General features: G+C 68.4%; 23 protein-coding genes, 1 tRNA gene and 1 pseudogene. 11 read left to right on the forward strand and 14 right to left on the reverse strand.

Features of this window, described 5'->3' with window-relative positions; all coding sequences use genetic code 11:
* Window positions 1–53: 53 nt before the first annotated feature.
* From J0X25_RS21610 to J0X25_RS21640, 7 genes and pseudogenes are all read left to right on the forward strand, one after another.
* On the forward strand, window positions 54–1229 hold the full coding sequence (locus tag J0X25_RS21610; protein ID WP_207289512.1) for a lysylphosphatidylglycerol synthase transmembrane domain-containing protein: 1176 nt from the start codon (window positions 54–56) through the stop codon (window positions 1227–1229).
* A gap of 7 nt (window positions 1230–1236) precedes the next feature.
* Window positions 1237–2418 (forward strand): alpha-1 4-glucan-protein synthase, encoded by a 1182-nt coding sequence (locus tag J0X25_RS21615; RefSeq protein ID WP_207289513.1) that lies wholly within the window; start codon window positions 1237–1239, stop codon window positions 2416–2418.
* Between the two features lie 74 nt (window positions 2419–2492).
* Complete coding sequence (locus J0X25_RS21620) at window positions 2493–3653, forward strand: extracellular solute-binding protein (protein ID WP_207289514.1); 1161 nt, start codon at window positions 2493–2495, stop codon at window positions 3651–3653.
* A complete protein-coding gene (locus J0X25_RS21625) occupies window positions 3650–5260 on the forward strand; it encodes an ABC transporter permease (protein WP_207289515.1) in 1611 nt (536 codons plus the stop codon). The genes J0X25_RS21620 and J0X25_RS21625 overlap by 4 nt, the downstream gene beginning before the upstream one ends.
* A 10-nt stretch (window positions 5261–5270) precedes the next feature.
* Complete coding sequence (locus J0X25_RS21630) at window positions 5271–7283, forward strand: DUF7846 domain-containing protein (protein ID WP_207289516.1); 2013 nt, start codon at window positions 5271–5273, stop codon at window positions 7281–7283.
* Between the two features lie 394 nt (window positions 7284–7677).
* Window positions 7678–7905: pseudogene (locus J0X25_RS21635) on the forward strand (pentapeptide repeat-containing protein); the annotation flags it as partial.
* A 195-nt stretch (window positions 7906–8100) separates the two neighbouring features.
* Entirely contained in the window at window positions 8101–8520 is a 420-nt protein-coding gene (locus J0X25_RS21640; RefSeq protein ID WP_225896714.1) for a potassium channel family protein, read from the forward strand.
* 36 nt (window positions 8521–8556) lie between these two features.
* Here J0X25_RS21640 and J0X25_RS21645 read toward each other — a convergent pair whose 3' ends face one another.
* From J0X25_RS21645 to J0X25_RS21705, 13 genes are all read right to left on the reverse strand, one after another.
* Entirely contained in the window at window positions 8557–9228 is a 672-nt protein-coding gene (locus J0X25_RS21645) for a dolichyl-phosphate hexose transferase (protein WP_225896755.1), read from the reverse strand.
* A 182-nt stretch (window positions 9229–9410) separates the two neighbouring features.
* Entirely contained in the window at window positions 9411–11087 is a 1677-nt protein-coding gene (locus J0X25_RS21650; RefSeq protein ID WP_207289517.1) for a GMC family oxidoreductase, read from the reverse strand.
* On the reverse strand, window positions 11084–11602 hold the full coding sequence (locus tag J0X25_RS21655; RefSeq protein WP_207289518.1) for a gluconate 2-dehydrogenase subunit 3 family protein: 519 nt from the start codon (window positions 11600–11602) through the stop codon (window positions 11084–11086). The genes J0X25_RS21650 and J0X25_RS21655 overlap by 4 nt, the downstream gene beginning before the upstream one ends.
* 90 nt (window positions 11603–11692) lie before the next feature.
* On the reverse strand, window positions 11693–12403 hold the full coding sequence (locus J0X25_RS21660) for an SOS response-associated peptidase (protein WP_207289519.1): 711 nt from the start codon (window positions 12401–12403) through the stop codon (window positions 11693–11695).
* Between the two features lie 679 nt (window positions 12404–13082).
* A tRNA-Ser gene (locus J0X25_RS21665) sits at window positions 13083–13163 on the reverse strand.
* A 27-nt stretch (window positions 13164–13190) separates the two neighbouring features.
* Window positions 13191–13475, reverse strand: coding sequence for a DUF7981 family protein (locus J0X25_RS21670; protein ID WP_207289520.1), 285 nt, complete (start codon window positions 13473–13475; stop codon window positions 13191–13193).
* Window positions 13475–13855: a Rid family detoxifying hydrolase gene (locus J0X25_RS21675; RefSeq protein ID WP_207289521.1), complete on the reverse strand. Its 381-nt coding sequence runs from the start codon at window positions 13853–13855 to the stop codon at window positions 13475–13477. The genes J0X25_RS21670 and J0X25_RS21675 overlap by 1 nt, the downstream gene beginning before the upstream one ends.
* Before the next feature lie 516 nt (window positions 13856–14371).
* A complete protein-coding gene (locus tag J0X25_RS21680; RefSeq protein WP_207289522.1) occupies window positions 14372–15169 on the reverse strand; it encodes a ZIP family metal transporter in 798 nt (265 codons plus the stop codon).
* 105 nt (window positions 15170–15274) lie between these two features.
* Window positions 15275–16021 (reverse strand): ABC transporter ATP-binding protein, encoded by a 747-nt coding sequence (locus J0X25_RS21685; protein WP_207289523.1) that lies wholly within the window; start codon window positions 16019–16021, stop codon window positions 15275–15277.
* A 2-nt stretch (window positions 16022–16023) separates the two neighbouring features.
* A complete protein-coding gene (locus J0X25_RS21690; RefSeq protein WP_207289524.1) occupies window positions 16024–17088 on the reverse strand; it encodes an ABC transporter permease in 1065 nt (354 codons plus the stop codon).
* Between the two features lie 6 nt (window positions 17089–17094).
* Entirely contained in the window at window positions 17095–18201 is a 1107-nt protein-coding gene (locus J0X25_RS21695) for a hypothetical protein (protein ID WP_207289525.1), read from the reverse strand.
* 69 nt (window positions 18202–18270) lie between these two features.
* Entirely contained in the window at window positions 18271–19512 is a 1242-nt protein-coding gene (locus tag J0X25_RS21700; protein WP_207289526.1) for a digeranylgeranylglycerophospholipid reductase, read from the reverse strand.
* Window positions 19513–19671: 159 nt separating this feature from the next.
* Window positions 19672–20088, reverse strand: coding sequence for a universal stress protein (locus J0X25_RS21705; RefSeq protein WP_207289527.1), 417 nt, complete (start codon window positions 20086–20088; stop codon window positions 19672–19674).
* Window positions 20089–20615: 527 nt separating this feature from the next.
* On the opposite strand from J0X25_RS21705, the gene nrfD reads away from it, so the two are divergent.
* Window positions 20616–21959, forward strand: a complete 1344-nt coding sequence (gene nrfD, locus J0X25_RS21710; RefSeq protein WP_207289528.1) for an NrfD/PsrC family molybdoenzyme membrane anchor subunit — start codon at window positions 20616–20618, stop codon at window positions 21957–21959.
* Between the two features lie 218 nt (window positions 21960–22177).
* Here the strand turns inward: nrfD and J0X25_RS21715 are convergent, their stop codons facing one another.
* The gene (locus J0X25_RS21715) at window positions 22178–22327 is read right to left on the reverse strand and encodes a DUF7557 family protein (RefSeq protein WP_207289529.1); all 150 of its coding nucleotides are present in this window, start codon (window positions 22325–22327) and stop codon (window positions 22178–22180) included.
* A 176-nt stretch (window positions 22328–22503) separates the two neighbouring features.
* Here J0X25_RS21715 and J0X25_RS21720 point away from each other — a divergent pair, with 176 nt between their 5' ends.
* The 3 genes from J0X25_RS21720 to J0X25_RS21730 all read left to right on the forward strand — a co-directional run bounded on the left by J0X25_RS21720 (window position 22504) and on the right by J0X25_RS21730 (window position 26259).
* Window positions 22504–22743: a hypothetical protein gene (locus tag J0X25_RS21720; protein WP_207289530.1), complete on the forward strand. Its 240-nt coding sequence runs from the start codon at window positions 22504–22506 to the stop codon at window positions 22741–22743.
* 131 nt (window positions 22744–22874) lie between these two features.
* Entirely contained in the window at window positions 22875–24542 is a 1668-nt protein-coding gene (locus J0X25_RS21725) for an AMP-binding protein (RefSeq protein WP_207289531.1), read from the forward strand.
* Between the two features lie 124 nt (window positions 24543–24666).
* Window positions 24667–26259 (forward strand): acyl-CoA carboxylase subunit beta, encoded by a 1593-nt coding sequence (locus J0X25_RS21730; protein WP_207289532.1) that lies wholly within the window; start codon window positions 24667–24669, stop codon window positions 26257–26259.
* Window positions 26260–26295 lie beyond the last annotated feature (36 nt).

A 26295-nucleotide genomic window follows, 5' to 3' on the forward strand; every position in this document is an offset into this window, starting at 1 on the left:
CGCGCGACCGAGTTTTAGGTGGGCTTAAATATCTGGGTGCGGGAGAGACGTCCATGAACGGCGGCGGCGAAGAAACGGCTCGCGAAGGCGACGACGAATCAGCGTCGCCGAACGCCGACGAGGAATCCGGGGACCGCGGAGTCGTCGACGTCCTGACCCGCCGTCGAGTGACGATCGCCGGAACGGTGCTCGTCGTCCTGGGGCTGCTCGTCGCCGTCCGCGAGATCGACCTCCGGACCGTCGCCGCGGAGGTCTCGAGCGCCGACCCGCGGCTGCTCGCGGCCGCGGTCGCCGTCTACGCGCTCTCGTGGCCGCTCCGCGGGCGCCGGTACGCGGACGTGCTGGCGGCGATGGGTCACCGCTGCGGAACTGGCGTTCTCACGCTGGCGGTCTTCCTCAGCCAGACGGCCAACCTCGCGATTCCCGCGCGGGCGGGCGATACGGTGCGTGCGTACGTCGTCAATACGCAGCGGGACGTCCCCTACACCGCGGGGTTCGCGTCGCTGGCGGTCGAACGCGTCTTCGATCTGGCCGCGATCGCCGCGCTCGCCGGACTCGCGACCGCGTGGCTCGCGCTGGGCGGGCGGGCCGGCCCGCTCGAGATCGTCGCGGAAGCCGGCGGCGCGCGGACGGCCCTGCTGGCCGCGGCGGCGGTGAGCGCGGCGACGGTCGTCGTCGTTACGTCTGCCCGGGTAGACTACGGGCAGGGGCTGGCCGCGCGGCTCCGCACACGCGTTCGAGGCCGGTCGCGGATCGAAGGACCGCTCGAGACCGCGCTCCGGTTCGCGACCGACGTGCAGGTCGTCGCGCGACAGCCGCGGGCGCTGGCGGCGATCGGCGCGACGAGCCTGATCGTGTGGTCGCTGGACGTCCTCACCGCGGTGCTCGTCCTCGCGGCGCTGGGCAGCGGCCTCTCGACCGGAACGCTGCTGGCGGTCGGGACGCTGGCGGTCAGCGTGGGGAATCTCGCGAAGGTGCTCCCGCTCTCGCAGGGCGGCGTCGGGCTCTACGAGGCCGCGTTCACGGCGCTCGTGGTCGGGCTGACCCCCGTCGGTGCCAGCACGGCGCTGGCGGCCGCCATCGTCGACCACGCGCTGAAAAACGGCGTGACGCTGGTCGGCGGCGCCGGCGCGGTCGCCGGGCTTGGCATTTCCCTGTCGAAGGCGTCGACCGAACCCGACTCGAAGACGCGAGAAACCGGCAGTTTTTTAGGTGAGCCTAAAAGATAGCGGGGCAATGAGTCAGGATATCTGCGTGATCGTCCCGACGATCCGGGAGTACGAGTGTCTGCGCTCGTACTTCGGGAACGCCCGCGCCCACGGCTTCGACCTCTCGAGGCTCCACGTCGTGCTCGTCACCGAGGACTTCTGCGAGACCGACGCCATGGAACGGCTGCTCGAGGAGGAGGGCGTCTCCGGCGAGGTGTTCGACGGCAGCCGCCGCGAGGAGTGGTACGAGGCCTACGGCGTCGCCGACTACGACCACGTCGTGCCGGCGGCGAGCCACGCCGAGACGAGTTTCGGCCTGCTCTACATGTGGGCCCACGACGAGTTCGACTACGGCTTCTTCATCGACGACGACACCCTTCCCCACGAGGATCAGGACTTCTTCGGTACCCACATGGAGAACCTCGCGTTCGAGGGCGAAATCGAGGCGGTCTCCTCGGACGAGCAGTGGGTCAACGTGCTCTACCAGAACGCCGACGAACACGGACTCTACCCGCGCGGATATCCGTACTCCGCGATGGGAGAGACCGTCGAGACCGGGACGACCGAAATCGGCGCCGGCGAGGTCGTCGCCTCGCAGGGCCTCTGGACGAACGTGCCCGACCTCGACGCCGTCCGCATCCTCATGGACGGCGACCTCGAGGGCCAGGCCCAGACCCGAACGAGCAGCGACGACTTCGGCGACGACTTCGTCGCCGAGCGGGGCAACTACCTCACCGTCTGCTCGATGAACCTCGCCTTCCGTCGCGAGGTGATCCCCGCGTTCTACCAGCTCCCGATGGACGACAACGAGTGGGACGTCGGCCGCTTCGACGACATCTGGTCGGGCGTCTTCCTCAAGCGCGCCTGCGACGTTCTGGGCAAGCGCATCTACAACGGCGCGCCGCTCTGCGAGCACAACAAGGCCCCGCGCAGCACCTTCGACGACCTGAACAACGAGGTACCGGGGCTCGAGTTGAACGAACACCTCTGGCGGATGATCGACGACGTTGGAGAGGACGCCGACTCCTACGCCGCGGTCTTCGAGGCGATGGGCCGCGAACTCGCCGACGGCGACTGGGAGACGTACAACAACGGCGCCTTCTTCAACTACGTCGGCGAGCACATGCTCGACTGGCTCGAGTGTCTGTCCGAACTCCGACCGGCGCCGGGGCTCGAGACCGAACGTGATCGCGTCGTCGCCGACAGCTGACGACCGTCCGCGGCCCGCTCGGTTTCGGGCGAGGAATCGTCAGCTATAAGTTTTTAGGTTGGCCTAAACCGAGTATGAACGAAGGAAGTGAGGAACGTGGGGTTTCACGCAGGAACGCGCTGCGAGTCGGCGCCGGACTGGGTGTCACCTCGCTCGCGGGGTGTCTGGGCCTGTTCGGGGACGATCAGAACGTCGAGATTCCGGCGCTCTCGGAGTTCCGGGGGTCCGGTTCGCTGGTCGAGGGTCGCCCCGCGCCGGGCGGGACGTCCATCGAGGACCTCCCCGACCTCTCCGGGGACCTCGCGCTCTACATCGGCGGCGGCGAGGGCGGCATCTACTACGAATTCGTGGAGATGCTCCAGAACATCTACTCCGACTTCGAGGTCCATACCACCGACAACGCTTCGTCGTCGCTGGCCGAGACCATCGTCGAGGAGGTCGACGCCGGCGCGTCCCGGGCCGACGTCTTCTGGTCGATCGACGCCAGTTCGCTGGGGTTCGTCGCGGCAAACGACGCCTACGAACCGCTATCGGACGAGGTGGTCGACATGGTTGCAAACGGGCAGTTCGTCGGCGACGACAAGGCATGGGCCGGCGTCGCCGGACGGGCCCGCGCCGTGCCGTACAACACCGACGAACTGAGCGAGTCGGACATCCCGAACACCGTACAGGACTTCCCGTCGACCGACGCCCTTCAGGGGACGGTGGGCTGGGCGCCGACCTACGGCGCGTTCAAGTCGTTCGTCACCGCCATGCGGCTGATCAACGGCGAGGACGCGACCCGCGAGTGGCTGGTCGCCATGCGGGAGGCCGGCACCGAGCGACACGGTAACGAGTACGCCGTCTCGCAGTCGGTCGCCGAGGGGTCGCTGGCCGCCGGGTTCGCCAACCACTACTACGCGATGCGCGTCAAGAACCAGCAACCCGACGCCCCGATCGACCTCGCGTTCACCGAAGGCGACGCGGGCGCGTTGATCAACGTCGCCGGCGCGCTGAAGATCCAGGGAACGCAGCGGGGCGACCTGGTCGACGACTTCGTCCGCCACCTGCTGTCCGCGGAGGCCCAGGAGTACTTCGCGACGGTCAGTTTCGCCTACCCGATGATCGGCGGCGTCGAGCCGGTCGGCGGACTCCCCTCGATCGACGAACTGAGTCCGCCGGATATCGACCTCGCTGAGCTGGCGGACATCGAACCGACCCTCGATCTGATGGACGAGGCCGGCGTCTCGGGATGAGCGCACGCGAGCGCATCGCGAGTGCGGTCGGTCGAAGGGGCGACGGAGACGGCGCCGTCGACGTCGGCCTCACCCTGCTCGCCGCGGCCATCGCCGCTGCGCTCGTCCTTCCGCTGACTTGGCTGTTCGTGGACGCCGCCGCGCTCGGCGACCGGGCGTTCGAACTCGCCGTCGCACCCCGAACCCTCGAGGTGCTGGTCAGAAGCGTCGCCCTCGTCGCCGTCGTCACCGGCGCGAGCGTCCTCCTCGGCGTCCCGCTCGCGCTGTTGACGGTCCAGGGCGATATCCCGTTTCCCCGATTCTGGACGATACTCGCCGCCCTGCCGCTCGCGGTTCCGAGCTACCTCGGGGCGTTCGCCTTCGTTTCGGCGTTCGGGCCGCAGGGCGAACTCGCCGACCTCCTGGCGCCGCTGGGAATCGAGTCGATCCCGTCGATCTACGGCTTCGCCGGCGCCGCGTTCGTGCTGACGCTGTACACCTACCCGTACGTGTTTCTGACGACGCGCGCGTCGCTGCTCTCCTTCGACGGGTCGCTCGTCGAAGCGGCGCGGACGCTCAACGCCGGCCGCTGGGAGGCGTTTCGTCGGGTCACGCTACCCCAGATCCTGCCGGGAATAACCGCCGGCGCGTTACTCGTCGCGCTGTACGCGCTCGCCGACTTCGGCACGCCGAACATCATGCGGGTCGAGGTGTTCACGCAGGCCATCTACGCCCGGTTCCACGCCCACGCCCGCGACTACGCCGCGTTGCTGTCGCTGCAGTTGCTGACCGTGACGGCGGTCATCCTCGCGCTCGAGTCGCGCATCGGCGTCGACGAGTCGGGCGCCTACGAGAGCAGCGGCCACCGCGGAACCGCCGAACTCGACCTCGGCGCCTGGCGGTACCCGGCCCTGTTGCTGCCGGCCGCGATCGGCCTGCTGGCGATCGTCCTGCCGATCGCCATCTTCGGGATGTGGCTGTCGACGGGCGGCCCCGGCTACCAGGTCGGTCGGCTCTCGTTCGACTGGGAGTACGGCTTCAACTCGGCCTACGTCGCGGTGCTGGCCGCCGCCGTCTCCATCCTCGTGGCGCTGCCGATCGCGATCAGTGCGGCGACCTCCGACTCGCGGCTGGCGGCGCTGGCCGACCGCGCGCCCTACGTCGGGTACGCGACGCCGGGGATCGTACTGGCGATCGCGTTGCTCAGTTTCAGCCTCGACGTGCTGCCGTCGGTCTACAAGACGGTGCCGCTGCTGGTGTTCGCCTACGTCGTCCGGTTCATGCCCCAGGCGATCGGGTCGATCCGGACCTCGACGCTGCAGGTCGACCGGCAACTCGTCGAGGCGGCCCGGACGCTGGGCCGGTCGCGATTGAACGCCTTCCGGACGGTGACGCTCCCGCTGATCCTGCCGGGGGTGGCGGCCGGCGCCGCGCTGGTCTTCCTCACGACGATGAAGGAGTTGCCCGCGACGCTGATGTTGCGCCCGCTTGGGTTCGACACGCTGGTGACGTACATCTGGCGCGTCGAAGAGGCCGGCCTCTACGGGCAGGCGGCGGTCCCGGCGCTGGTCCTGATCGGTATCTCCGGCCTCTCGATGGCCGTCATGCTCGCCCAGGAGGGGCGGTGACGATCGACCGATGAAACGCCGAACGTGGCGGTCGGCGGTCGTCGTCGTCGCCCTCGTCGGCGCCGTCATCGTCTGGCTACTCTCGACGCGAACGTTTCCCTACCACTCGATCAACCACGACGAGGGCGTCTACCTCCAGCAGGCGGCGATGCTTCTCGAGGGCCAGCTCTTCGTCCGGCCGCCCGTCGAGGAGTCCCTCCGCCCCTGGTTCTTCGTCGAGGACGGCGGACGACTCTACCCGAAGTACGCGCCCGTCCCCGCGGTGATCTTCGCGCTCGGCGAACTGGTGGGGAGCTACCGGCTCGCCCTCCCCGGAATCGCCGCCGCCATCCTCGCGCTCGTCGCCCTCGTGGTCCGCGAGGTGTTCGACCGCCGAACCGGCGTCGCGGCCGCCGTGGCCGTGCTGTGTTCGCCGCTGTTCCTGATCGACGCGTCCCTCTTCCTGCCGTACGCGCCGACGGCGATGTTGAACCTGGCCTTCGCCTACTGCTACCTCCGGGCCGACCGGACGGACGACCGACGCTGGGCCGGCGCGGCCGGCGCGGCGATCGGGCTGGCCTTCTTCGCGCGGCCCTACACCGCCGTCCTGTTCGCCGCGCCGTTCCTCGCCCACGCCTGCTGGACCCTCTATCGGGACCCGCGAGCGGCGCTCCCCCGACAGAGCGCGACGGCGGCGTTCGGGCTGGCCGGCGTCGGTTTGGCGCTAACCTACAACACCGTCGTGACCGGGTCGCCGCTGCTGTTTCCCTACGAGGCGTTCGCCCCGCGGGACGGTCTCGGATTCGGCCACCGGCGGATGCTCCATCACGAGATCGAGTACACCGTCGGGCTGGCCCTGCGGGCGAACGCGCTGGTGATGCGAACGTTCGTCGCCGAGTGGATCGCGGGCGGGATCCTCGGCGCGGCGGTGGCCGTGGGCGGGTTCGGCGTCGCCGTCCGGCGCGGGCTCTCGCCCCGCGAGGCCATCCTCGCCGGACAGGCGGTCTCTATCGCCGTCGGCAACGTCTACTTCTGGGGGAACTTCAACGTCCTCGGCGACCTCGAGCGCGCCGGTGACGGGCTGATCGCCGTCCACGGTCCGTACTACCACTTCGATCTCCTGTTGCCGTTCGCGGCGTTCGCCGCCGTCGGCGCGCTGGCAGCGGTCGCCGCCGTCCGGCGGGCGGCCGACCGGAATTTGCGGCCCCAAACCGCCCGCGTGGCGTTCGTCGCGGTGGTGCTCGCGAGCGCGCTCGCGCTGGGTGGCGTGACGGCGGCGAATTTCGACGAGAAGATCGATCGAAACGCCGCGGCGACGGACACCTACGAGCGCGTCTACGCCCCGCTCGAGGAGGGGACGTCCGACCCCTCGGTCGTGTTCCTCCCGACGACGTACGGCGACTGGCTCGCCCACCCGTTCCAGCCGCTTCGCAACGAGCCGGGCTTCGACGGGCAGCGGGTGTACGCCCTCGACGAGCGGCCGTTCGCCGTCGCGGACGCGTATCCCGACCGGTCGCTGTACCGCTTCGCCTACCGCGGCCAGTGGGATCCCACCGCCGACTCGCCCCGAGCGGCCCGGCTCCAGCGGGTCGACCACGTCGCGGGGTCCGCGGTCGAGTTGAACGCGACCCTCGGCGTCCCGCCCGCGGCGGAGAGCCTCTCCGCCACCGTCACGGCGAACGGGACCAGCGCCACCTACGTCGCCGAGAACGTCTCCGAGCGGACGCGGGTTCGACTCACCGTCACCGACGGCGCCGTGCGCCTGCGCGGGGCGAACTGGGACGCCGACGAACCGCTCTCCGTCGACGACCGGGAGGACGTCACCCTGACGGTGTTCGTCGACCGCGGACCGGGGGGCAGCTTCAGCTACCGCCTCGAGCTCCCGATCCGCGCGGAGGGCGAGGCCGTCCGCGCGCTGACGCCCAGAATCGAACGGTGTAGCGCGGTCCGCGACTGCGGGGGCGACGCGGCGTACATTCCCGATCGGTCGCCGGACGGCATCTTCGTCCGCACGGAACTCGCGGCGCTGGACGGGAGCGAGTAGGGACCCGATCGACCGGCCCTCGTTCGGCGTGGTTCGAGCAGTTCGGGCAGGTTGGTGGGTTCGGTCGGGAGCCACCGACCGGCAGCGCTCGGGCGAACCTGCACCGAGGAATATCAGGCACCAGCGTTAGGATCCGGCTCGTGTCAGAGCGCCTATGACCGAGCAGCGGTGCGGTCACGTCACGAGCACCAGCGGAGTCGAGGACGCCGGCGCGGTCTGTTGTTGACGGCCCACGTGGGAGGACGCCGGCGCGGTCTGTTGTTGACGGCCCACGTGGGAGGACGCCGAGCGCTGTCACTGGCACGCCGAGGCCGCCGTTCCGACGACGGCCTACGAGCGAAACCCGCCGGAACCGGGCGAACGACTCGACGGGGCGAACTTCCGGGGAGCCACGCTGAGCGGAACGTCGTTTCTCGCCGGGCGGTCGCTCGTCGGGGCCGACTTCGCGGACGCGGTCCTCGACGATACCGACCTCTCGGGTGCGGATCTCCGCCGAGCCACGTTCCGGGACGTCGACGCCCACGCCGCGTCGTTCCGGGACGCGAACCTCCACGACGCGGCGTTCGTCTTCGCCGACCTCCGCGGCGCGGACTTTCGAGGCGCGCGACTCTACCGCGCGGGGCTGACCGACGTTCGGATCAACCTCGAGACGTCGTTCGGCGAGCGGTCGGTCTACGAGGAGGAGTTTGCCGGCGAGCCGTCGGACGAGAGGACTACGGCGTCCGCCGACTCCGCGCAGTGGGTCTACCGCGAGCTACAGCGCCTCTACGACGAGAACGCGTTTCCGGAACGGGTCAACGACTACTACCTGCGCGAGATGAACTTCCGACGGCGACACGCCTGGCGGGTCGGGAACTACCTGCAGGCGATCAAACTCGCCGGCTCGCGCTGGATCATGCACTACGGGACGAGTCCGTGGCGCGTCGTGGCGACGTCGCTCCTGTTGATCTTCGTCTGCGCGGCGCTGTACCCGCTGACCGGAGGCATTCAGGAGGTCGGAACCGAGACCGCGGTCACGTACGATATCGACGATCCGACAGAGACGCCCGGCCCCGTCCTCGTCCGGGCGTTCCTCAAGAGCCTCTACTTCAGCGTCATCACCTTCGCGACGCTCGGCTACGGCGACATCCAGCCGGTCGAGGGGTGGGCCCGCGCGATCGCCGGGATCGAAACCCTGCTCGGATCGCTGCTGATGGCGCTGCTGGTGTTCGTCCTGACCAGGAGCGTCCACTACTGAGCGTCGCCGGCTGCGGATCGATCGGAAGCGCCGTTCCTATCGCGTCGGTTCGTGTGGCAGTTCCCGCAACCGCTCCTCGAGACAGACCTTGACGATCGACTTCGCGATCTCGGCGCCACCCCGGAGCGGGTCGAGTTTCGTTTCGCCGGCGCGCTCGCGGTACTCGATGGGGTGCTCGCGGATATCGTACCCTCGCATCAGCGGTCGAATCAGGAGTTCCGCGGAGAGGCCGGTGTTCTCGGTCCACTCGATCGATTCGACAACGTCGCGTCGGTAGGCCCGCATGCCGGTCGTCGTGTCGTGAACGCGGGTGCCCATCAGCACGCTGGCGATGGCCGCGAAGGCGTGGTTCCCGAAGCGGTTGAACGCCGGCATCGCGTCGGCGCCGTGGTAGAGCCGGTCGCCGCTGACGACGTCGTACCCCTCGTTGATCAACTCGAGGAACTCGGGGAGTTGCTCCATCGGGTAGGTGTCGTCGCAGTCGGTCGTGACCACGATGGGGCGGTCGGGCTCGAGAACGGCCGCGCGGACCGCGACGCCGTACCCCTGTGGCTCCTGTTCGATCACCGTCGCGCCGTGCTCGCGGGCGATTTCGGGCGTGCGGTCCGAGGAGCCGTCGACGCAGACGACCTCGGCCTTCCCGTCGGTGATTTCCTCGACGTCCGAGAGCACTTTGCCGATCGCTTCCGCCTCGTTGTAGGTTCCCATGACGACGCTGACGTCTTCGAAGGTGTACTCGCCAGCCTCGTCGCCGCTCACGGTGTCGATACCGTCGTCCGTTCCGTCCGTCCCGCGTTCGTTTCCGTCGGGAGCCTCGGCGCTACTCATTATCAGCACTCCCTGCGGGCCGCACTTATATTTTTAGGTTCGCCTAAAATGTGGCGGTGGGGTTACAGCACTTCGAGCACGTGATCCGCCGCCTTCAGCGCCAGCGCCGCGATCGTCAGCGTCGGGTTCGTCGCGCCGCCGGTCGGGAAGACGCTGCTCGAGGCGATCCAGCAGTTCTCGAGGTCGTGGGTCCGCAGATCTGGGCCGACGACGCTCTCGGCCGGATCGTCGCTCATCCGGGTCGTCCCCATGTGGTGGAAGGCCGGGCCGGCGTTCTCCGGACCGACCTGCCAGGTGATCTCTGCGCCGAGTTCCCCCAGCACTCGCTCCTGGATCTCGTTCGCCCGATCGAGGGTTCGCAGCGCCCGATCGTCGATCGTCCAGTGGACGTCCGGAACGGGGTTGCCGCGGTCGTCCGTGCGGTCGGGATCGAGTCCGATGTAGCTGTCTTCGCGGGGGAGTTGCTCAACCAGCGCGCCCACGCCGATCTGGTTGCCGTACTCCGTTCGGAGGCGCTCGAGCAGGTCGTCGCCCCAGTCCTCGCCCTCGAGGGCCATCGCCGGCGGCGCCATCTCGAGCGCTGCCGGGCCGCCGTAGTTCAGGAACTCGAGTTTGAACGGCGCGTACTCAGCGTCGGCGTCGTCGTAGAACTGGTGGGACTCGCTGGTGAGGAAGCCGACGTGGTTCAGTCGGGTCCGCTCGTCGAGGATCCCGCCCGTCCCCGCGAACAGGTGCTCCATGAAGAACTTGCCGACCGTCCCGCTCGAGTTAGCGAGGCCGTCGGGATAGTGGCTCGATTCGGAGAGCAACAGCAAGCGGGGCGTCTCGACGCCGCCGCAGGCGACCACGAACGCGTCCGCGTGCTGGCGGTGCTCCTCGCCGTCGGGCGCGGCGTAGACGGCGGCGTCGATCGCGTCGGGGCCGTGTGCTAAGCGCTGGACGGGGACGCGGTCGATCACCGTCGCGCCCTTTGTCTCGGCGCGCTCGACGTGGACCGTCGCGTCGTACTTCGCGCCGGACGGACAGACCGGTTCGCAGGTGCCGTAGCCGACGCAGGCGCTCCGGCCGTCGTAGCGTTCCGAGTTGCGGGCGTTGGGCACGGAGTGCATCGCGATCTCGAGTTCCTCGCAGGCCTCGGCGAACAGCGAGTCGCTGTAGGAGGGCGGAAACGCCGGCATCGGATGGGGTTCCTCTCGGGGCGGCGCGAAGGGGTTGTCGTCGGCCCCGGCGATGCCGAGTTCCCGCTCGGCCTCGGCGTAGTAGGGCCGCAGGTCCTCGTAGTCGATCGGCCAGTCGGGCCCGACGCCGCGAGCGCTGGCGGAGTTGAAGTCGTCCTCGTGGAGCCGCATCACCATCCCCTGCCAGTGCAGCGTCGAGCCGCCGACGCCCTTGGCACGGGTGTAGTTCAGCGGGTAGTGGCGCGCGCCCGAACTCTCGTAGGCGTCCCGCTCGGGGTGGCCGTCCCAGACGGCCGGCCGGTCGTAGGCCGGTCTGATCGCCCGTTCCTGTCGCGCGTGGCGGTCCGACGGATCGAATCGGGGGCCGGCCTCGAGGACGACGACTTCGAGACCGGCGTCGGCGAGTCGATCCGCCACGATTCCGCCCGCGGGCCCGGCGCCGATCACGCAGACGTCGGCGTCCGCGACGGGCGTTCGATCGACGTCCGCATCAGCGCTGCGTTCGGCGTCCCCATCGGTCCTCGACCCCGCCGACTGCGCGGGCGGCCGATCCCAGCTCACGCTCCCGGCCCCCGCTGGTAGCTGTCGAGGCCGCCCGCGTGGCCCTGCGGGTTCTCGATGCCGACCAGTTCGCCGCCCGCCGGCGAGGCGTACAGCGCCAGCAGCAGGTCGTTCACCACGTAGTAGCGGACCCGTTCGGCGGTCGTCCCGTCGGGATTTTCGTCGGCGTCGGCCGCGCCGATACCCCGCAGGGCGCGATCCCGGTCCTCGATCGACAGCGCCGCGAACGACTCGTCGAACCACACCGCCGCGTGCTCGTCCAGATCCGCGACGGCCTCGTCCAGCCCAGCCGCGTGCGTCGGGTCCTCGAGTCGGCCCTCGAGAAACGACTCGACGAACGTCGCCGTGCCGGTGACCTCGCTCGGGTAGACGACTTCGGCGGCTGCGACCAACACCTCGCGGATCCGATCGACGTCGAGCGGTTCGGCCCCGGGCGGGGCCACACAGCCCGACAGCGTCCCGCCGACGCCGAGCGCCCCCAGCGCGGCGACCGCGTCCCGTCTGGTCAGCTCCATGTGAGCGAATTAGGTGAACCTAAAACAAATACCCGTTGGAACGTGACGGGCACCGATCGGCGATCGTCGACGAACGGAAGCCAAAGCGAGTCAGGACTGCTCCAGCGGCTCGACCAGCGCCGGCTCGTCGACCGACGGATCGTTGACCGCCCGGGAGACCGGATACGCGCGCATCTCGTCGGCGGGGTGGGGCTCGAGGAGGTCGCTCGGATCGTCGGCCGTCAGCCACTCCCCCTCGGTGCCGGGCTCGAGGACGACCGCCATGCGGTGGTGGAGGTCCGCGACGAGGTCGTTCGGCTCGGTCGTAACGATAGAGAAGGTCTCGAGCGGGCCGTCGTCGCCCTCGTCCTCGACACCGCCGCCGAAGGCGTCGAGACCGGCCTGGGTCGTCGCGTCGTCGGGCTCCCAGCGCTCCCACAGCCCCGCCATCGCGAACACCCGATCGTCCGCGAAGGTGACCCGGTAGGGCTGTGTACCGTTCTCGGTCTCGACCCACTCGTAGAAGCCGTCGGCCGGGACGAGACATCGGCGTCGCTCGTAGGCCGCCCGGAACGTCGGCTTCTCGGCGACCGTCTCCGCCCGCGCGTTGATGAGCCCGCCGCTCTCGTCGTCGGCCCACGACGGCACCAGCCCCCACTCGAGGCGTCGGATCGCGTCCGGTTCCTCGTTGGTGATCACCGGCAGGCGCTGTCCCGGTGCCGCGTTGTACCGCGGTTCGAAGCCGTTCTGGTCAGGAAATCGGGCGTCGAACCGCTCCTCGAGCGCCGCCTGCTCGACCAGCAGCGTGTAGCGACCGCACATACCGGACGGACGGGCGCTTGGGATAAATCGTTGTCCGGTTCGTCGTTCGCGCCGTTGTCCGGTTCGTCGTTCCCTCGCGGGCCTCGAGCGCGGGAGGCGCTCGACTGACGACTACCGCCGATAGGGCGCTCGAGGCGGCCCGACAAATCGACGATCGTTCGCCGTCGGACGGTCCCCGATCGGGGCGGTATGGAGTCCATACTGCCGCCGAATCGGTCGGTAAGTGCCACGTTACGATATCCGATCCCCCTGCAGGTCACGACGGGGTCGCGATGACGGATCGATACGAAATGGTGGTGTGTCAAAGTGGCAAACTCGAACTTCGCGATCCGGAGGACCCCGGCTGCTGGCTGACGACCGACTCGCCAGCCGAAGTGACGCGGTAACCCGTCTCGCCTCCACGATTTCGCGGTACCGCTCATCATTTTTCGCGGCGGAAACTGGTTGCTCTCGAGCGCGCAGTGTCCCCACGTACACCCAACGTATATCCAATACATTCGTCTAAAAGTGTTGTTTTTCGAAGAAAACGCCAGGACAGGGATTTGAACCACGGTCGGACGTGCTCGCTCGCTCCGCTCGCTGTGCGCGACCTCTCTGATTCAAATCCTGTGATACCGTTTCATGATTTTGGATTACTCGCGCCGCTACGCGTCGCTCGTAGCAAGCAAAATCATGAAAACGCCAGGACAGGGATTTGAACCCTGAATCCCAAAGGGAACACGCTTTCCAGGCGTGCGCCTTACCGTTCGGCCATCCTGGCTCGGGTCAACCTAACGGGGACCGTCGTTTAACTCTTACTTTTACCGTCGCCGCCGTGTGACTCGGTTTCAGGCCCCGCGCGGCGCGCCGCCCAGACGGCGACGCGGTGCTCGAGGGCGTAGGCCGACCCCGCCGTAACCGATCCCACGAGCAGGGCGACGACGACCGCTCGCCCGATCGACAGCAGCGGGTCCCGGAGCAGGGCGTAGCCCTGGACGAGCGCCAGGAAGGCCAGACAGCCGACGGCGCCCCACAGCAGGGCCGAGACGACGCGCGGGTGGGCGTCGACCGCCGACGGCATCGGCGGCGCCATCACTCGAGGGAGGCGACGGCCTCGATTTCGACGCCGACGCCCTTCGGCAGCGCGGCGACCTCGACGGCGCTGCGGGCCGGCGGTTCGTGGTCGAAGTAGTCGGCGTAGGTCTCGTTCATCTCGTCGAAGTCGTCGATGTCCTCGAGGTAGACGGTCACCTTGAGCACGTCCGCGGAGGTCGCGCCGGCCTCGTCGAGGACCGCGTCGAGGTTGTAGAGGGCCTGTTCGGTCTGGGCCGCGATGGACTCGTCGTCGAGCGGGTCGCCGTCGGCCGTCAGGGGGATCTGTCCCGCAGTGAACAGCAGCGAGCCGTTGCTGGTCGCCTGACTGTACGCGCCGACCGCGGCCGGCGCGTCGTCGGTTTCGATGATCCGTTTCATAGTGGTCGACTCGAGGCCCGTGGGCATAAAACGGGCGAAGCGGTCGCTCGAGTTGCGCCAGCATCCGACTTGGCGGCTGGCATACGGTGGCGCGCGCTGGGCCGCGATGAGGGACGCGAGGCCTGAACGGAGCGAGGGCCTCGGAAGAGCGAACGGGGAGCGCAGCGACCGAGTGAGTCGGCTGGGGAGGGCGTGGCGATCCCTGTCTCCAGTGGAAGCAACATACTCCCTCTCTCCGTCCGAATCGAACCCACGTCCCCCTCTGGCAGAGAGCTACTCGTAACCGACATCTACCACTAGTCGAACGGAACGTACACTACTCGCGCTGGCAACACTGATTTCCACACCCTCCCCAACCGATTCGCTCGTTCCCTTCGGTCACTCGCTCATCCCTCGCACGGCTTCGTGCCGTGGTTCACTAGCCGTTCACCACGGCTCAGCGCGCGCCACTGTGGAGGATCGTCCGTCGGATAGATTCCCGTCCGAGGTTGCGTCCTGCTCGGTGGGAGGCGCGACTCAGACGAACGCCAGCGGAACCATCACGGCGACGCCGACGACGAGGCCGGCGACCAGTTCCGGTTTCCCGCCCCGCGGGAGGTCGCGGCCGACGTCGAGCGCCTCCGGGATGAACTCCGTGAGGACGAGGTAGATCATCGCGCCGGCCGCGAAGCCGAAACCGTAGGGGAGGAACTCGCGGGCGTAGCGGACGAAGCCGAACGCGAGGACGGCCCCGATCGGCTGGGGGAGACTCGAGAAGACCGCCCACCAGACGAGTTTCCAGTTGGCGACGCCCATCGAGGTCAGGGGGATCGAGATGGCGGTCCCCTCGGGGACGTTGTGAATCGAGATGGCGATCGTCATGAAGATCGCGAGCACCGGCACCGTGAAGCCGAGGACGGCGATGCCGCCCTCGAGGCCGAGGTCGGCGAAGGAGACCCCGATCGCCACGCCCTCGGGAAAGCTGTGGACGGTCAACACGCCGAGAATGAGCACGAGTTTCTTGAAGTCGGCCTCCTCGTACGCGCGGGGATCGATCTCGGCGTCCATCAGCACGTCGTGGGCGACGACCACGAGCGCGACGCCGGCGGCCATCCCCACGGCGATTTCGAACGGCGTCCCCTCGGCCAGCCCCTCCTCGACGAGGCCGAACGTCGACGCGGAGATCATGATCCCCGAGGCCAGTCCCCAGAGGACGACGTTCCGTCGGTCGCTGATCGTCTCGAAGAAGAAGAAGGGGACGGCGCCGAGGCCCGTCGCCAGCGCCGTCACGAGGCCGGCGACGAACACCAGCACGAGGTTCTCGAGGAGCGCCATCGTCGTCCCGATATTAGCCCGTGCACGTAAATCGCCACCGGAGCCCGTGCCGTCGCTCGAATACGATACGGGCACCGCCTGGCGGCGTCTCCGCTCGAGGCGCCGTCACTCCAGCAACGACCGGTACTGGCCGACGACGTCGTCGCCGGGCGCCCCGTCGAACCGGAGGCGGCCGTCGACGACGACGGAGAGGCGGTCCAGCGAGTCGGCGAAGGCCGCGACGTTGTGCGTCGAGACGACGACCGTCCGATCGTTCTCCCGGTAGTCGTCGAGGAAGCGCCCGATTCGCCGCCGCGAGTAGTCATCGACGTCGGCCAGCGGTTCGTCGAGCAGGAGGTACTGGGGGCGCTTGATCAGCGCGATCCCCAGGTCGAGTTTCTTGCGGAACCCGCCCGAGAGTTGGTCCGCGCGCCGGTCCGCGGCGGGCGCGAGGCGCAGTTCCTCGAGCAACGTCTCGAGCCACGACGCCGGCGGCGGGTCGTCGACGAACCCCCGGAAGACTTCGAGGTTCTCGCGGACGGTCAGCGACGGGTAGAAGCGCGGTTCCTGAAAGCTGTAGCCGACGGTCGCCGTCGAGCGCTCGATCCGGCCGCTCGAGGGCCGGACGAGTCCGGCCAGCAGCGCGAACAGCGTCGTCTTCCCCGACCCGTTCGGGCCGATCAGTCCGTGGAACTCCCCCGGACGGAACGCGAGGGAGATGTCCTCGAGGGCGGTCGTCTCACCGTAGCGTTTCGTCACGTCGACGAGCGCGAGTTCGGCAGTGGCGTCGTGGGTTTCGGAATCGGTCGCGGCGCGCGTTTCGCCGTGAGTCGGATCGGTACCAGTCTTCGTTGTCGGATCGGTATCAGTCATCGTTATCGCCTCCGTCGGTAGACGACCAGCGCCAGTTGCAGGGCGACGAGCGACGCCAGCGCCGTCGCGGCGAGCCACAGCAGGTAGTCGGCGTACAGCGCGGCCGGAGCGTCGCGCAACATCGTGCTCCGGAGCGTGATCGCCGAGTAGTGGGTCGGCAGCGCCCGGGCGATCGTCTGCTGGGTCGTCGAGAAGAAGCCGACCGGGTAGACGATACTCGAGAGGCCGAGGACGGCCAGCGACAGCCCGAGATTGACGAACAGCGCCGTCTGCCGGAGACCGAGCGCGAAGCAGACGGCCAGCCCGATCGCCGCCAGATAGCAGAAGGTGAGCCCCAGTACGAGCAGCGTCGCGGGAGCGAGGACGGCCACGTCGTAGCCGAGCCACGCCGCCGTCGCGGCGATGACTACCGCCGGAACGGCGAGGACGGCCCCGTAGAAACAGAGTTTGCTCGCGACGACCGTCTCGAGGCTCGACTCCGTCTGCAGCCGATCGAGCACGAGCCGTTCGGAGCGCACCTGATAGGGCAGGTAGACCAGCCCGTAGAGCGTCACGAACGCGAAGACGCCGGTCGGCACGAGGAACTCGGAGAGGGTTCGCGGCTCGCCGACGCGGTCGTGGGCGACGCTCACGTCCGCCGCGACGCTCGCGTCGAGTTGGGATTCGGCGACGCCGATGCTCTGCTCGACCGGTTCCTCGAAGGGGACGAAGGCGTGATCGGAGACGACGGTCAGGTTCGCGTCGGTCTCCGGGTTCATCACGTCGGTCGGTACCCGTACGATCAGATAGATCTCCTCGCGCTGGAGGGCCTCGCGGGCCTCGGCCGACGACTCGTACTCGATCGGCGTCGCGAACCCGGCCAGTCCGGCCTCGGCGACGGCGACGTCGGTGTCGGTCGCGTTCGCCTCGGGGACGATGCCGACCGGCACGTCGCGCGGAATCGTCTGCTCGAAGACCGCGGTGCCGACGACCAGCCCGCCGGGCAACAAGAGTAGCAGGACGACGATCAGGCCCAGGTTCCGTCGGACGGTGATCGTCTCCTTTCGCAGCAGTGCGAGCAGATCCACGTCCCCTCACACCTCGTCGAGGAGGGCGAACACGTCGACGCTGCCCTCGTACTGCAACCTGACGACCGCGCCGTCCCGCCCGAGGTCGATGTCGCCGGGCTCGAGTCCGTCGAGATCGCTCGCCTCGAGATCGACGCCCTCGAGGTTCGTGACGATTTCCGGATCGGTGAGCAGCGGGAGCAGCCCCTCGAGGACCGACTCCAGTTCCGCGGCGGCGTCCTCGTCGCTGACGTGCAGCGCGGCGTCGAGCGCGGTCCCCTGGTCGGTCGCGGCGTAGCTCCGTCCGACCGCTTCGATCGCCTCGAAGGGGTCGCCGTTCACCAGCGGGTGCGACTGCACCGACTCCGGGAGGAACGATCCGGACGGCAGCGACGCGACGGTCAACTGCGCGCCGCGGGCGTCGTCGTGGGCGTCGCGAAGTCGGCCGTCGACGGGGCCGGCGCCCCCGTGCCGGACGGCGAGCGCGGCCTCGACCGCCGCCCCGTCGCCGGCGACGAACCGACCGTCGGTGAGGGAGCCGAGAACGACGGGGGCGGTCGTCGAGCCGGCCGGCTCGCTGGTCCGTTCATCCGACTCGTTCGGGTCCGGTGTGGTCGATTCGGTCGAATCCGCCGCGTCCGCGGCCGGCGCGTCGGTCGGGCGATACAGGACCGACTCGTCCTCGAACGACTCCGCCTCGTATTCGAGGCCGGTCGCCTCCTCGAGCGAGGCGACGGCCGCGTCGGTCGTCCAATCGCCCTCGGCGACGACGGCGGTGGCGGCCCCGTCGCTCCCGGGAACTGCGAACGAGAGCGTCTCGATCGCGTCGAGCGGGTCCAGTCCGGTTCGGGCTGCGAGCGTCGCGGCGGCCGCAGCGATCGGTTCGACGGCCGCGAGACCCTCGAGCACCCGGTCCGGGTCGTCCGCGGCCGCGATCGATTCCGTCTCGAGGTGTGCGAGCACGGTCGCGTCGGCCGGCGCGTCGGCCGCGAGTACGCGGCCGTCGTCGCTGTGGCCGTTGCCGTGGCCGGTACAGCCGGCCATCGCGGAAACGAGGGCGGCGCCGCCGGCGAGCGCAGTCCGCCTCGAGAGGCGCGGGCCGTCGACGGTGTGATCTGGCGGGGGAGTCGACATACGGCACCTCTCGGAAGCGAGTAACATTAACAGTTCGGCTCGAATGAACGACGACGGCGCGGACGAACGCTACAGCAGGTCGTCGAAACCGAGGCGTTGTTTCGCGAACTCGGCGAGCATCGGCAGGTCGTCGAGTTCGAACAGTCGCAGAATGGAGCGGACGTCGCCGCGGTTGGCCTTCGCCAGCGTGTCGTCGTCGAGGCGCTGAAGGTCGCGCATGAACTGGTCGTAGCGATCGTTCGGCGCGAGGTAGAGCAGCTGGGTCATCAGCAGTCGCTTGCGCTGGTTGGGCGCGACGTCGCGGTGCCAGAGGGTGTCGTACACCTCGAGGTTCTCCGCGGTCGGCTCGATGTCGTGTTTGAGACAGCTATCGACCGCGGCGGCGGCCATGCGACCGGACTGCATGCACTTGTTGATCCCTTCGCCCCAGAGCGGGTCGACCGTCGGGACGGTGTCGCCGATGGCCATGAACCGGTCGGTGTGCATCCGCTCGGGCAACTGGATGTGCGCCGAGCCCCGGTGTTGTTTCCCCTCGAGGGCCGTCGCGTCGGCGAATCGCGGGTCCGTCTCGAGCCAGTGCTCGAGGTAGTCGTCGATCCCGAAATCGTCGCGCGCGTACTGCTTGTGGCTGCCGTTCTGGATGTAACAGAGACCGACCTTGGCGGTGTCCTCGCCCGTGTGGAAGATCCACGAGTAGCCGCCGGGGGCGATATCGTGGTCGAGTCGGAGCATCATCGCGTCGCGGAGGTCGGCGAACCCGGGGCGGTCGATGTCGATCCCCTCGAACTCGTACTCGATCCCGATCGCGTGGTTCTCGCGTTTGAGATCGACGACGTCGAGTTTCTTCGCCAGCGGCGCGGACGGTCCCGTCGCGTCGATGACAATGTCGCCGTAGACCTCCTCGTCGCCGTTGTACCTGACGCCGGCGATCTGTCCGTTCTCCATGATCGGGGCGGTGACGCGCGCGTCGAAGCGGTACTCCGCGCCCTCCTCGCGGCTGTCGGCGACGAGGAACCGCTTGAAATCGGCGAACTCGAGGACCGCCCCGGCCTGCTCGCGGACGTAGTGGTCGTGTGGCGACTCGAGGACGACCTTGTCGGTGTACTGCATGACGACGTCGTCCGGAATCCCGAACGAGGCCATCATCGACGGGAACGTCCCCGCGGTGGACTTGTTACTCTGGCGCGGGAACTCGTCTTCCGACTCGGTCTCGAGGACCACGACGTCGTAGCCCCGCGCGGCGAGATCGCGTGTACACTGGCCGCCGGCCGGGCCGGCGCCGGCGATGACCACATCGTAGCGGTTGTTCATACTGGCGTGACTATTTCGGAGCCTCATTAGTTTATTCAGTCGCGGTTGAGTTTCCGTTCTCGAGCGAACGACAGTGAAGAGATACTGTCGGCGTTGACGCATCGATTCGATCGGGCGGGCGATTCGACTCGAGGCGGCCTCGTCCGTCGGCGAGTGGCCTCAGCGGACGATCGTTACGGGAACCGGCGAGCGGCGGGCGATCCGCTCCGCGACGCTCCCGAGCAGGACCCGCGAGACGCCCGTCCGGCCGTGACTGCCGACGACGATCCGGTCGATCACGCGGTCGGCGGCGTGGTCGACGACGGCATTCGCCGGTTCCCCGACCAGCAACGCCGTCTCGACCTCGCAGTCGTGCTCGGCCGCGCGCTCGCGGGCCGTCTCGAACAGGTCGGCCGCCTGCTCCCGGTGGCGTTCCTGAACCCCGTCCGCGCCGAGGTGAGCGACCTCGCCGTACCCGCTTCGGTTGGGATCCACGACGTGGGCGACGACGATCCCCGACTCGGGCCGCTCCGCGAGCGCGAACTCGAGGGCGGCCCAGCCCGGATCCGAGTCGTCGAGGGCGACGAGCAGCGTCATGTGAATCTGTTGGAACGGGGACCACTTGAGTGATTCCGTCGCACCCGTCGCTCGCGCGGGCGCCGCCGACTCGATGTGCGATCGATCCGTCGAAACCCGATTCGTCCGAGCGGCCCCCCGCGAGCGTGCAGGCGAGCGTCCCCGTCATCTCGAGCGGCGACGGCGTGACGGTCGCCGCTGGTGGAGTGTTCGAAACGCGATAGCGTCCGTACCCGCTCGGCCCCGTTCGTTATCCGGGGAGTACGGACGATCAGTCCGGCGTTTCCCGCCCGACGTCGGGGACTCGTTGGCGGACAAGCCGGGATTGGACCCCGAGCGGTCGGGGAGACGGAGCGAGTCGATGAGCACCGGATCGGGACTCGAGGCGAGCGACGGCGAACCCGACGCGGTTCGTTCGCGTCGAGGGACGGCGATCCGCGGTTCGTTCGCCTCGAGAGGCGGCGCTCGTTTCCGCGACGGTCGTGCTTGCACAGCCAACGGATGCTATAACGGGGGTGGGGAGAATACGGTTGTGAAACTCTAGCACGATGAGCACAAAGAGACCACGAAAGGCCGACATCCTGCGGCCGATACAGAACACGTCGTCGAAGTACTTCGTGCTGAGCGCCGTCGCGGGGTTGGCGTTCCTTATCTTCCTCATCGGGTGGGGGTACCAGCTGTACGAGGGGATGGTCGTGACCGGGCTGTCGGACTGGGGGAGCGGCGGCGGGGTCACCTGGGGCGTCTACATCGGCGCGTTCATCTGGTGGGTCGGCATCGCCCACGGCGGGATCATCCTCTCGGCCGCCGTCCGGTTGCTCGGAATGGATCGGTACATGCCGGTCGCTCGCCTCGCGGAACTGCTGACGATCGCCGGCCTCTCGGCGGCCGGCTTCTACATCATCGTCCACCTCGGACGGCCCGACCGCATGGTCACCAGCATCATCACCCACTATCACATCACGATCCACGGATCGCCGCTGGTGTGGGACGTGACCGTCATCACGGCCTACTTCGTGCTGACCGCGACCTATCTCGCCCTGACGCTTCGCTACGACGTGAGCCGACTCCGGGACGACCTGCCGGATACGTTCGATCCGCTCTACCGGTTCATGACGATCGGGTACAGCGAACGGGAGGACGCCATCGTCCAGCGGATGGTCTGGTGGCTCGCGCTGGCCATCATCATCATGGCGCCGCTCCTGCTCCACGGCGGCGTCATTCCGTGGCTGTTCGCCCTGATCCCCTCGATGCCGACGTGGTTCGGCGCGGTCCAGGGGCCGCAGTTCCTCACCATCGCGCTCACTTCGGCGATCAGCGGCGTGATCCTCCTCTCCTACGCCTTCCGCTGGGCCTACGACTGGGATCACATCATCACCGACGACGTCTTTCGGGGCCTGTTACTGTGGCTCGGCTTCTTCTGCCTGCTCTTCCTCTGGCTGCAGCTGCAACAGCTCACCACCGGACTGTTCGTGGCGCCCGTCGACGTGACCCACGCGGCCGAGGCCCGAATTCACCACCCCGTCTACATCCTCTCGATGGGGCTGGTCTTCTCCACGCTCGCGTTCATCTTCGCGCAGACGATCCGTCCGACGCTGTTCACCAAGAAGCGGGCCGTCGTCGCCGGACTCGCGGTGCTCTCCGGGACGCTGATGGAGAAGATCCTCTTCGTCGCCGAGGGGCTGCTCCACCCCACATTCGACATCTACGCGGCGACCCCCGGCGAGTACTTCCCGAGCCTCATCGAACTCTCGTCGATCACCGGAACGATCGGGATGGTGACGCTGTTCTTCCTCACGGTCACCAAGGTCTTCCCGGTCGTCGAACTCCACGCCATCGAACACCTCCAGGAGGAGCAGAGCCACGACGATACGGTGACTCACGACGACTGACGACAGGTATCGACGATTCTCACTCGAGCGAGCCCGGCCGGAACGGCCCGGGCCCCGGCGGTCGACCGGCCGCAGCACGTCGGCGAACCGCGTCCCGGTTTCTGCCCCGACGCGCTCGACGGTCCGCGCGTCTCGAGAGGGCGTGCTCACTGGCCGTTCCGTCGTCCGTTTCAAAATTGGCGAGGACGGAGGGGGACTCGAGTGCCATGCGGCCGCGGTCACTCGGAGTAGCCTTCCTGCAGAAACGCGCCCTCCGTCTCGTAGATCGTGAGCAGTTCCTCGAGGAACTCCTCGTAGGATTCGCCCTCCTCGCAGTGGTTGTCGAGTCGATCCTTCATGTCGTCGCTGATCTCGATGGTGTGGGTCATTGGTGCAAGAACGGACCGTCGGTCGTACTCTCGTCGTCCGTGGTCAAATAGTCCGGGGCCGCGCTTGCAGCCATCGTGTCCGGGACTCGCCCGCGGTCGGGCGGCGACCGAAGCCCCGTCCCCGGCAGGCACGGGACGGGCCGACAGTTAACCGGCTCGTCGTGCTATCGGGCGATATGACAGCGACACTGACCGACGACGAGGTCGGCAAGACGGTGGTCGACGCGGAAGGGAAGGAACTCGGCATCGTCGCGAAAGTCGACGGCGGGCGCGCCCACGTCGATCCGAACCCGTCGATCGCGGAGAGCGTGCTCGCCTCGATCGGCGTCGAGGGCGAGGACGAGGAGGACTACGTCGTCACGGAGGACATGCTCGACTGGGTCGGCGACGAGATCCGACTCCGCGGCGAACTCTAGCGCTCGAGAGCCGACCCTCTCCTCCGAGAGCCGATACTCGCCGCCGAGAGCCGACCCTCCTCGAGACGCATCGAATTCGTCCGAGCGGACGCGGCACAATTACTATGTGTTCGCCGCCGGTTATCGTGGCCATGGTTACCACCGAGCACGACGAGTTCCCGGAGGGAGTTCCGCCGGAGCCCGCGTTCCCGCTGGGGCAACGGCCGCTCCACGAGTACGTCGCCCACTACGCCCGCGAGGCGCCGGATCGGGTCGCGATCGACTACTACGGGGCCGAACTCACCTACGGCGACCTCGAGCGCGCGATCGAGTCGTTCGCGACCTGGCTCGACGAGCGGGGATACGGCCACGGAGACACCCTCCTGCTCGCTCTCCAGAACTGCCCGCAGTACGTGATCGCTTACTACGGCGCCCAGCGGCTGAGAATGCGGGTGAGTCCGTGCAGTCCGATGGCGAAGGAACACCGTCTGTCGTACCAGCTCGAGGACGGCGACGCGCGAATCGCCGTCGCGCACGACACCCACGCCGGCCTGCTCGAGAGCGTCCGCGAGGAGACGCCCCTCGAGGAGGTCGTCTACGCCCGATTCGACACCTATCTGCCCGACGAACCGGTGCCCGCGATCCATCCCGACATGGAGGCCGCCCTCGAGACGGAGCGCCGGGCCGAGACGGAGACGGAGCGCTACCTCGACACGATTCTCGCCGAGACGGCCGCGGATCCGCCGGACGTCGAGGTCGCGATGGACGATATCTGCCTGCTGCAGTACACCTCGGGAACCACGGGGCTGCCGAAGGGCTGCAAACACAGCTACGCGAACGTGCTGTTCGCCGCGTCGACCTCGTCGACGCTGATCGAGCAGGACGCGGAGACGCGCCACCTCGCGGTGATGCCGGTCTTCCACGTCGCCGGCAAGCTCAACGCCGTCGACTCGCCGATGATCCAGGGGAGCACGACGATCCTCCTGACGCGCTACGAGGCCGAGGCCTACCTCGAGGCGCTCGAGGCCCACGACCCCACCAACGGCTGGATCACCACCCCGATGGTCCGGGAGGTCCTCCCGCTGCTCGAGGAGGGCGACCGCGAGGTCGACTCGCTCGAGTCGATGCCGGTGACGAGTTTCGGGCAGGCGCTGACCGAGGAACTCTGCGAGCGCTGGGAGGCGGCGACCGGCGCGGAGATGTCCGAGGCGTCCTACGGGCTGACCGAGACCCACACTCGAGACACGTTCACCGACGAACTCGGGATCGTCGAGGAGGGGTTCGTCGGGAAACCGGTCTACGAGACCGACATCGTGATCAGAGACTGGGAGAGCCACGAGGAGGTACCCCGCGGCGAGACGGGCGAGATCAGCGTGAAAACCCCCTCGCTGTTCGAGGGCTACCTGAACAAACCCGAGGAGACGGAAGAAGCGATGTACGACGGCTACGTGCTCACGGGCGACATCGGGCGAATGACCGAGGACGGCTGCCTCTACTTCCTCGGCCGGCGCAAGTACATGATCAAGTCCAGCGGCTTCTCCATCGCTCCCGCGGAAGTCGAAACGGTGCTGAAGTCCCATCCCGGCATCGCGAACGCCGCCGTCGGCGGCCGCGACCACGACCGGAAGGGCGAGGAGGTCGTCGCCGCCGTCACCCTCGCAGACGAGTCGCTGACGCCGGACGACGTGCTCGAGTGGGCCGAAGACCAGCTCGCAGCCTACAAGCGGCCGCGGGCGGTCGTCGTGCTTGAGGAACTGCCCGTTACGGACCTCGGGAAACTCGATCGGGAGCGACTCGGCGAGGTCGTCGCGAGCGAGTGACGAGCGGGTCCGCCGCGACCCGGACTCGATGACGGGTTTTATTTTCCGATCCTCTGTACTGGCGTGACATGACACGGCAAGGCGAGACGCTCCGGTTCCATCACGAGCCTCGAGAGGGGTCCCGATGACCGATAGGCACGACGCCGCCGTCGAGGACCTGATCGAGTACGTCGAGTCCGAGAAGGCGGCCGTCTCGGACGCGGGCCGCGAGGACGACATCGCGAGCCAACACGAGCACGGGAAGCTGACCGCCCGCGAACGAGTCGACTACCTCTGTGACTCCGACAGCTTCGACGAGATCGGGACGCTCGCGGCGCCGGCGCCGACCACGCCCGAGACGGCCGACTGGGGGCGCGAGGACGCTCCCGCAGACGGCATTATCTCGGGGATCGGCGAGATCGACGGTCGCCCGATCGCCGTCGCGGCCACAGACTTCACCGTCAAGGGCGGCTCGATCGGCCACACCGGTGGCTCGAAGCTCCGGCGGGTGATGCGACTGGGCTTAGAGCAGGGCTACCCCGTCATCCTGCTCCACGACGGCGGCGGCCACCGCATTCAGGAGGGACTCGATGCTCGCCCGACCGCGCAGGGCGACGGCGGCCTGACGACGCTGCAGACGAAACTCTCGGGCTGGGTGCCGACCGTCTCGGCGATGATGGGCCCCGGCTTCGCCGCGTCGACCAACTGGGCGGCGATGTCGGACTTCGTCCCGATCGTTCGGGGAACGGGAACGATGGGGGTCGCCGGCCCCTCGCTCGTGAACGCGGCGCTCGGGACCGACCTCTCGAAGCAGGAACTCGGCGGCGCCGACTTCCAGACCGCCGAGACGGGAGTGGCCTCGCTCGCCTGCGCGGACGACGAGGCCTGCCTCGACGCGATCCGGCGGTACCTCTCTTACCTCCCGCGGAACGCGCAGGCAGACCCGCCCGTCGAGGACGACCCGACGCCGCCGACCGACGAGATGCGAGAGCGACTGCTCGAGGAGATGCCGGCTGACCCGAAGAAAGGGTACGATATCTATACGATCGTCGACGGCGTCGTCGATCGCGAGTCGTTCTTCGAGATACGGCCGACCTACGCACAGAACATCGTCACCGGCCTCGCGCGGATCGACGGTCGACCCGTCAGCGTCGTCGCGAACAATCCGCGAGTCAAGGCCGGAACGATCGATACTGCGGCCTCGGACAAGGCCTCGCACTTCGCGAGCGTCTGCGACGCGTTCGGCCTGCCGATCGTCCTGCTGGCCGACGTCCCCGGCATCCTGCCGGGCCCCGACTCCGAGCGCGACGGCGTCGCCCGCCACTCGGCGAAGCTTCCGTACGAACTCAACCGGGCGACGGTGCCCACCTGCAGCGTCGTCCTCCGCCGGGGGTACGGCTACGGCTACGTCGCCATGGGCGGCGGCCGTTCGCTCGAGAACGATCTCGCCGTCGCGTGGCCGACCGCCGAGATCGCCGCCATGGGGATCGAGGGCGCCGTCGACGTCGCCTACAGCCGCGTCTACGAGAACGCCGAGGACCCCGAGGCCAAGCGGCAGGAACTGATCGACGAGTTCATCGATCGCACGGGCCCCGTCCGGGCCGCCGAGGCGGTCGGAATCGACGGCGTGATCGACCCGCGGGAGACGCGCGATCGGATTCGACGGGCGCTCGAGCGCAGCGGCCCCGAGCACGAGGAGTCGTGGCCGCCGAAGAAGCACTCGATCAACCCGATGTGAGTCGACTCGAACGGGATGCGGGCCGGGTCGGTCGAT

It is taken from the genome of Haloterrigena alkaliphila (assembly GCF_017352155.2).
Taxonomy (GTDB): Archaea; Halobacteriota; Halobacteria; order Halobacteriales; family Natrialbaceae; genus Haloterrigena; species Haloterrigena alkaliphila.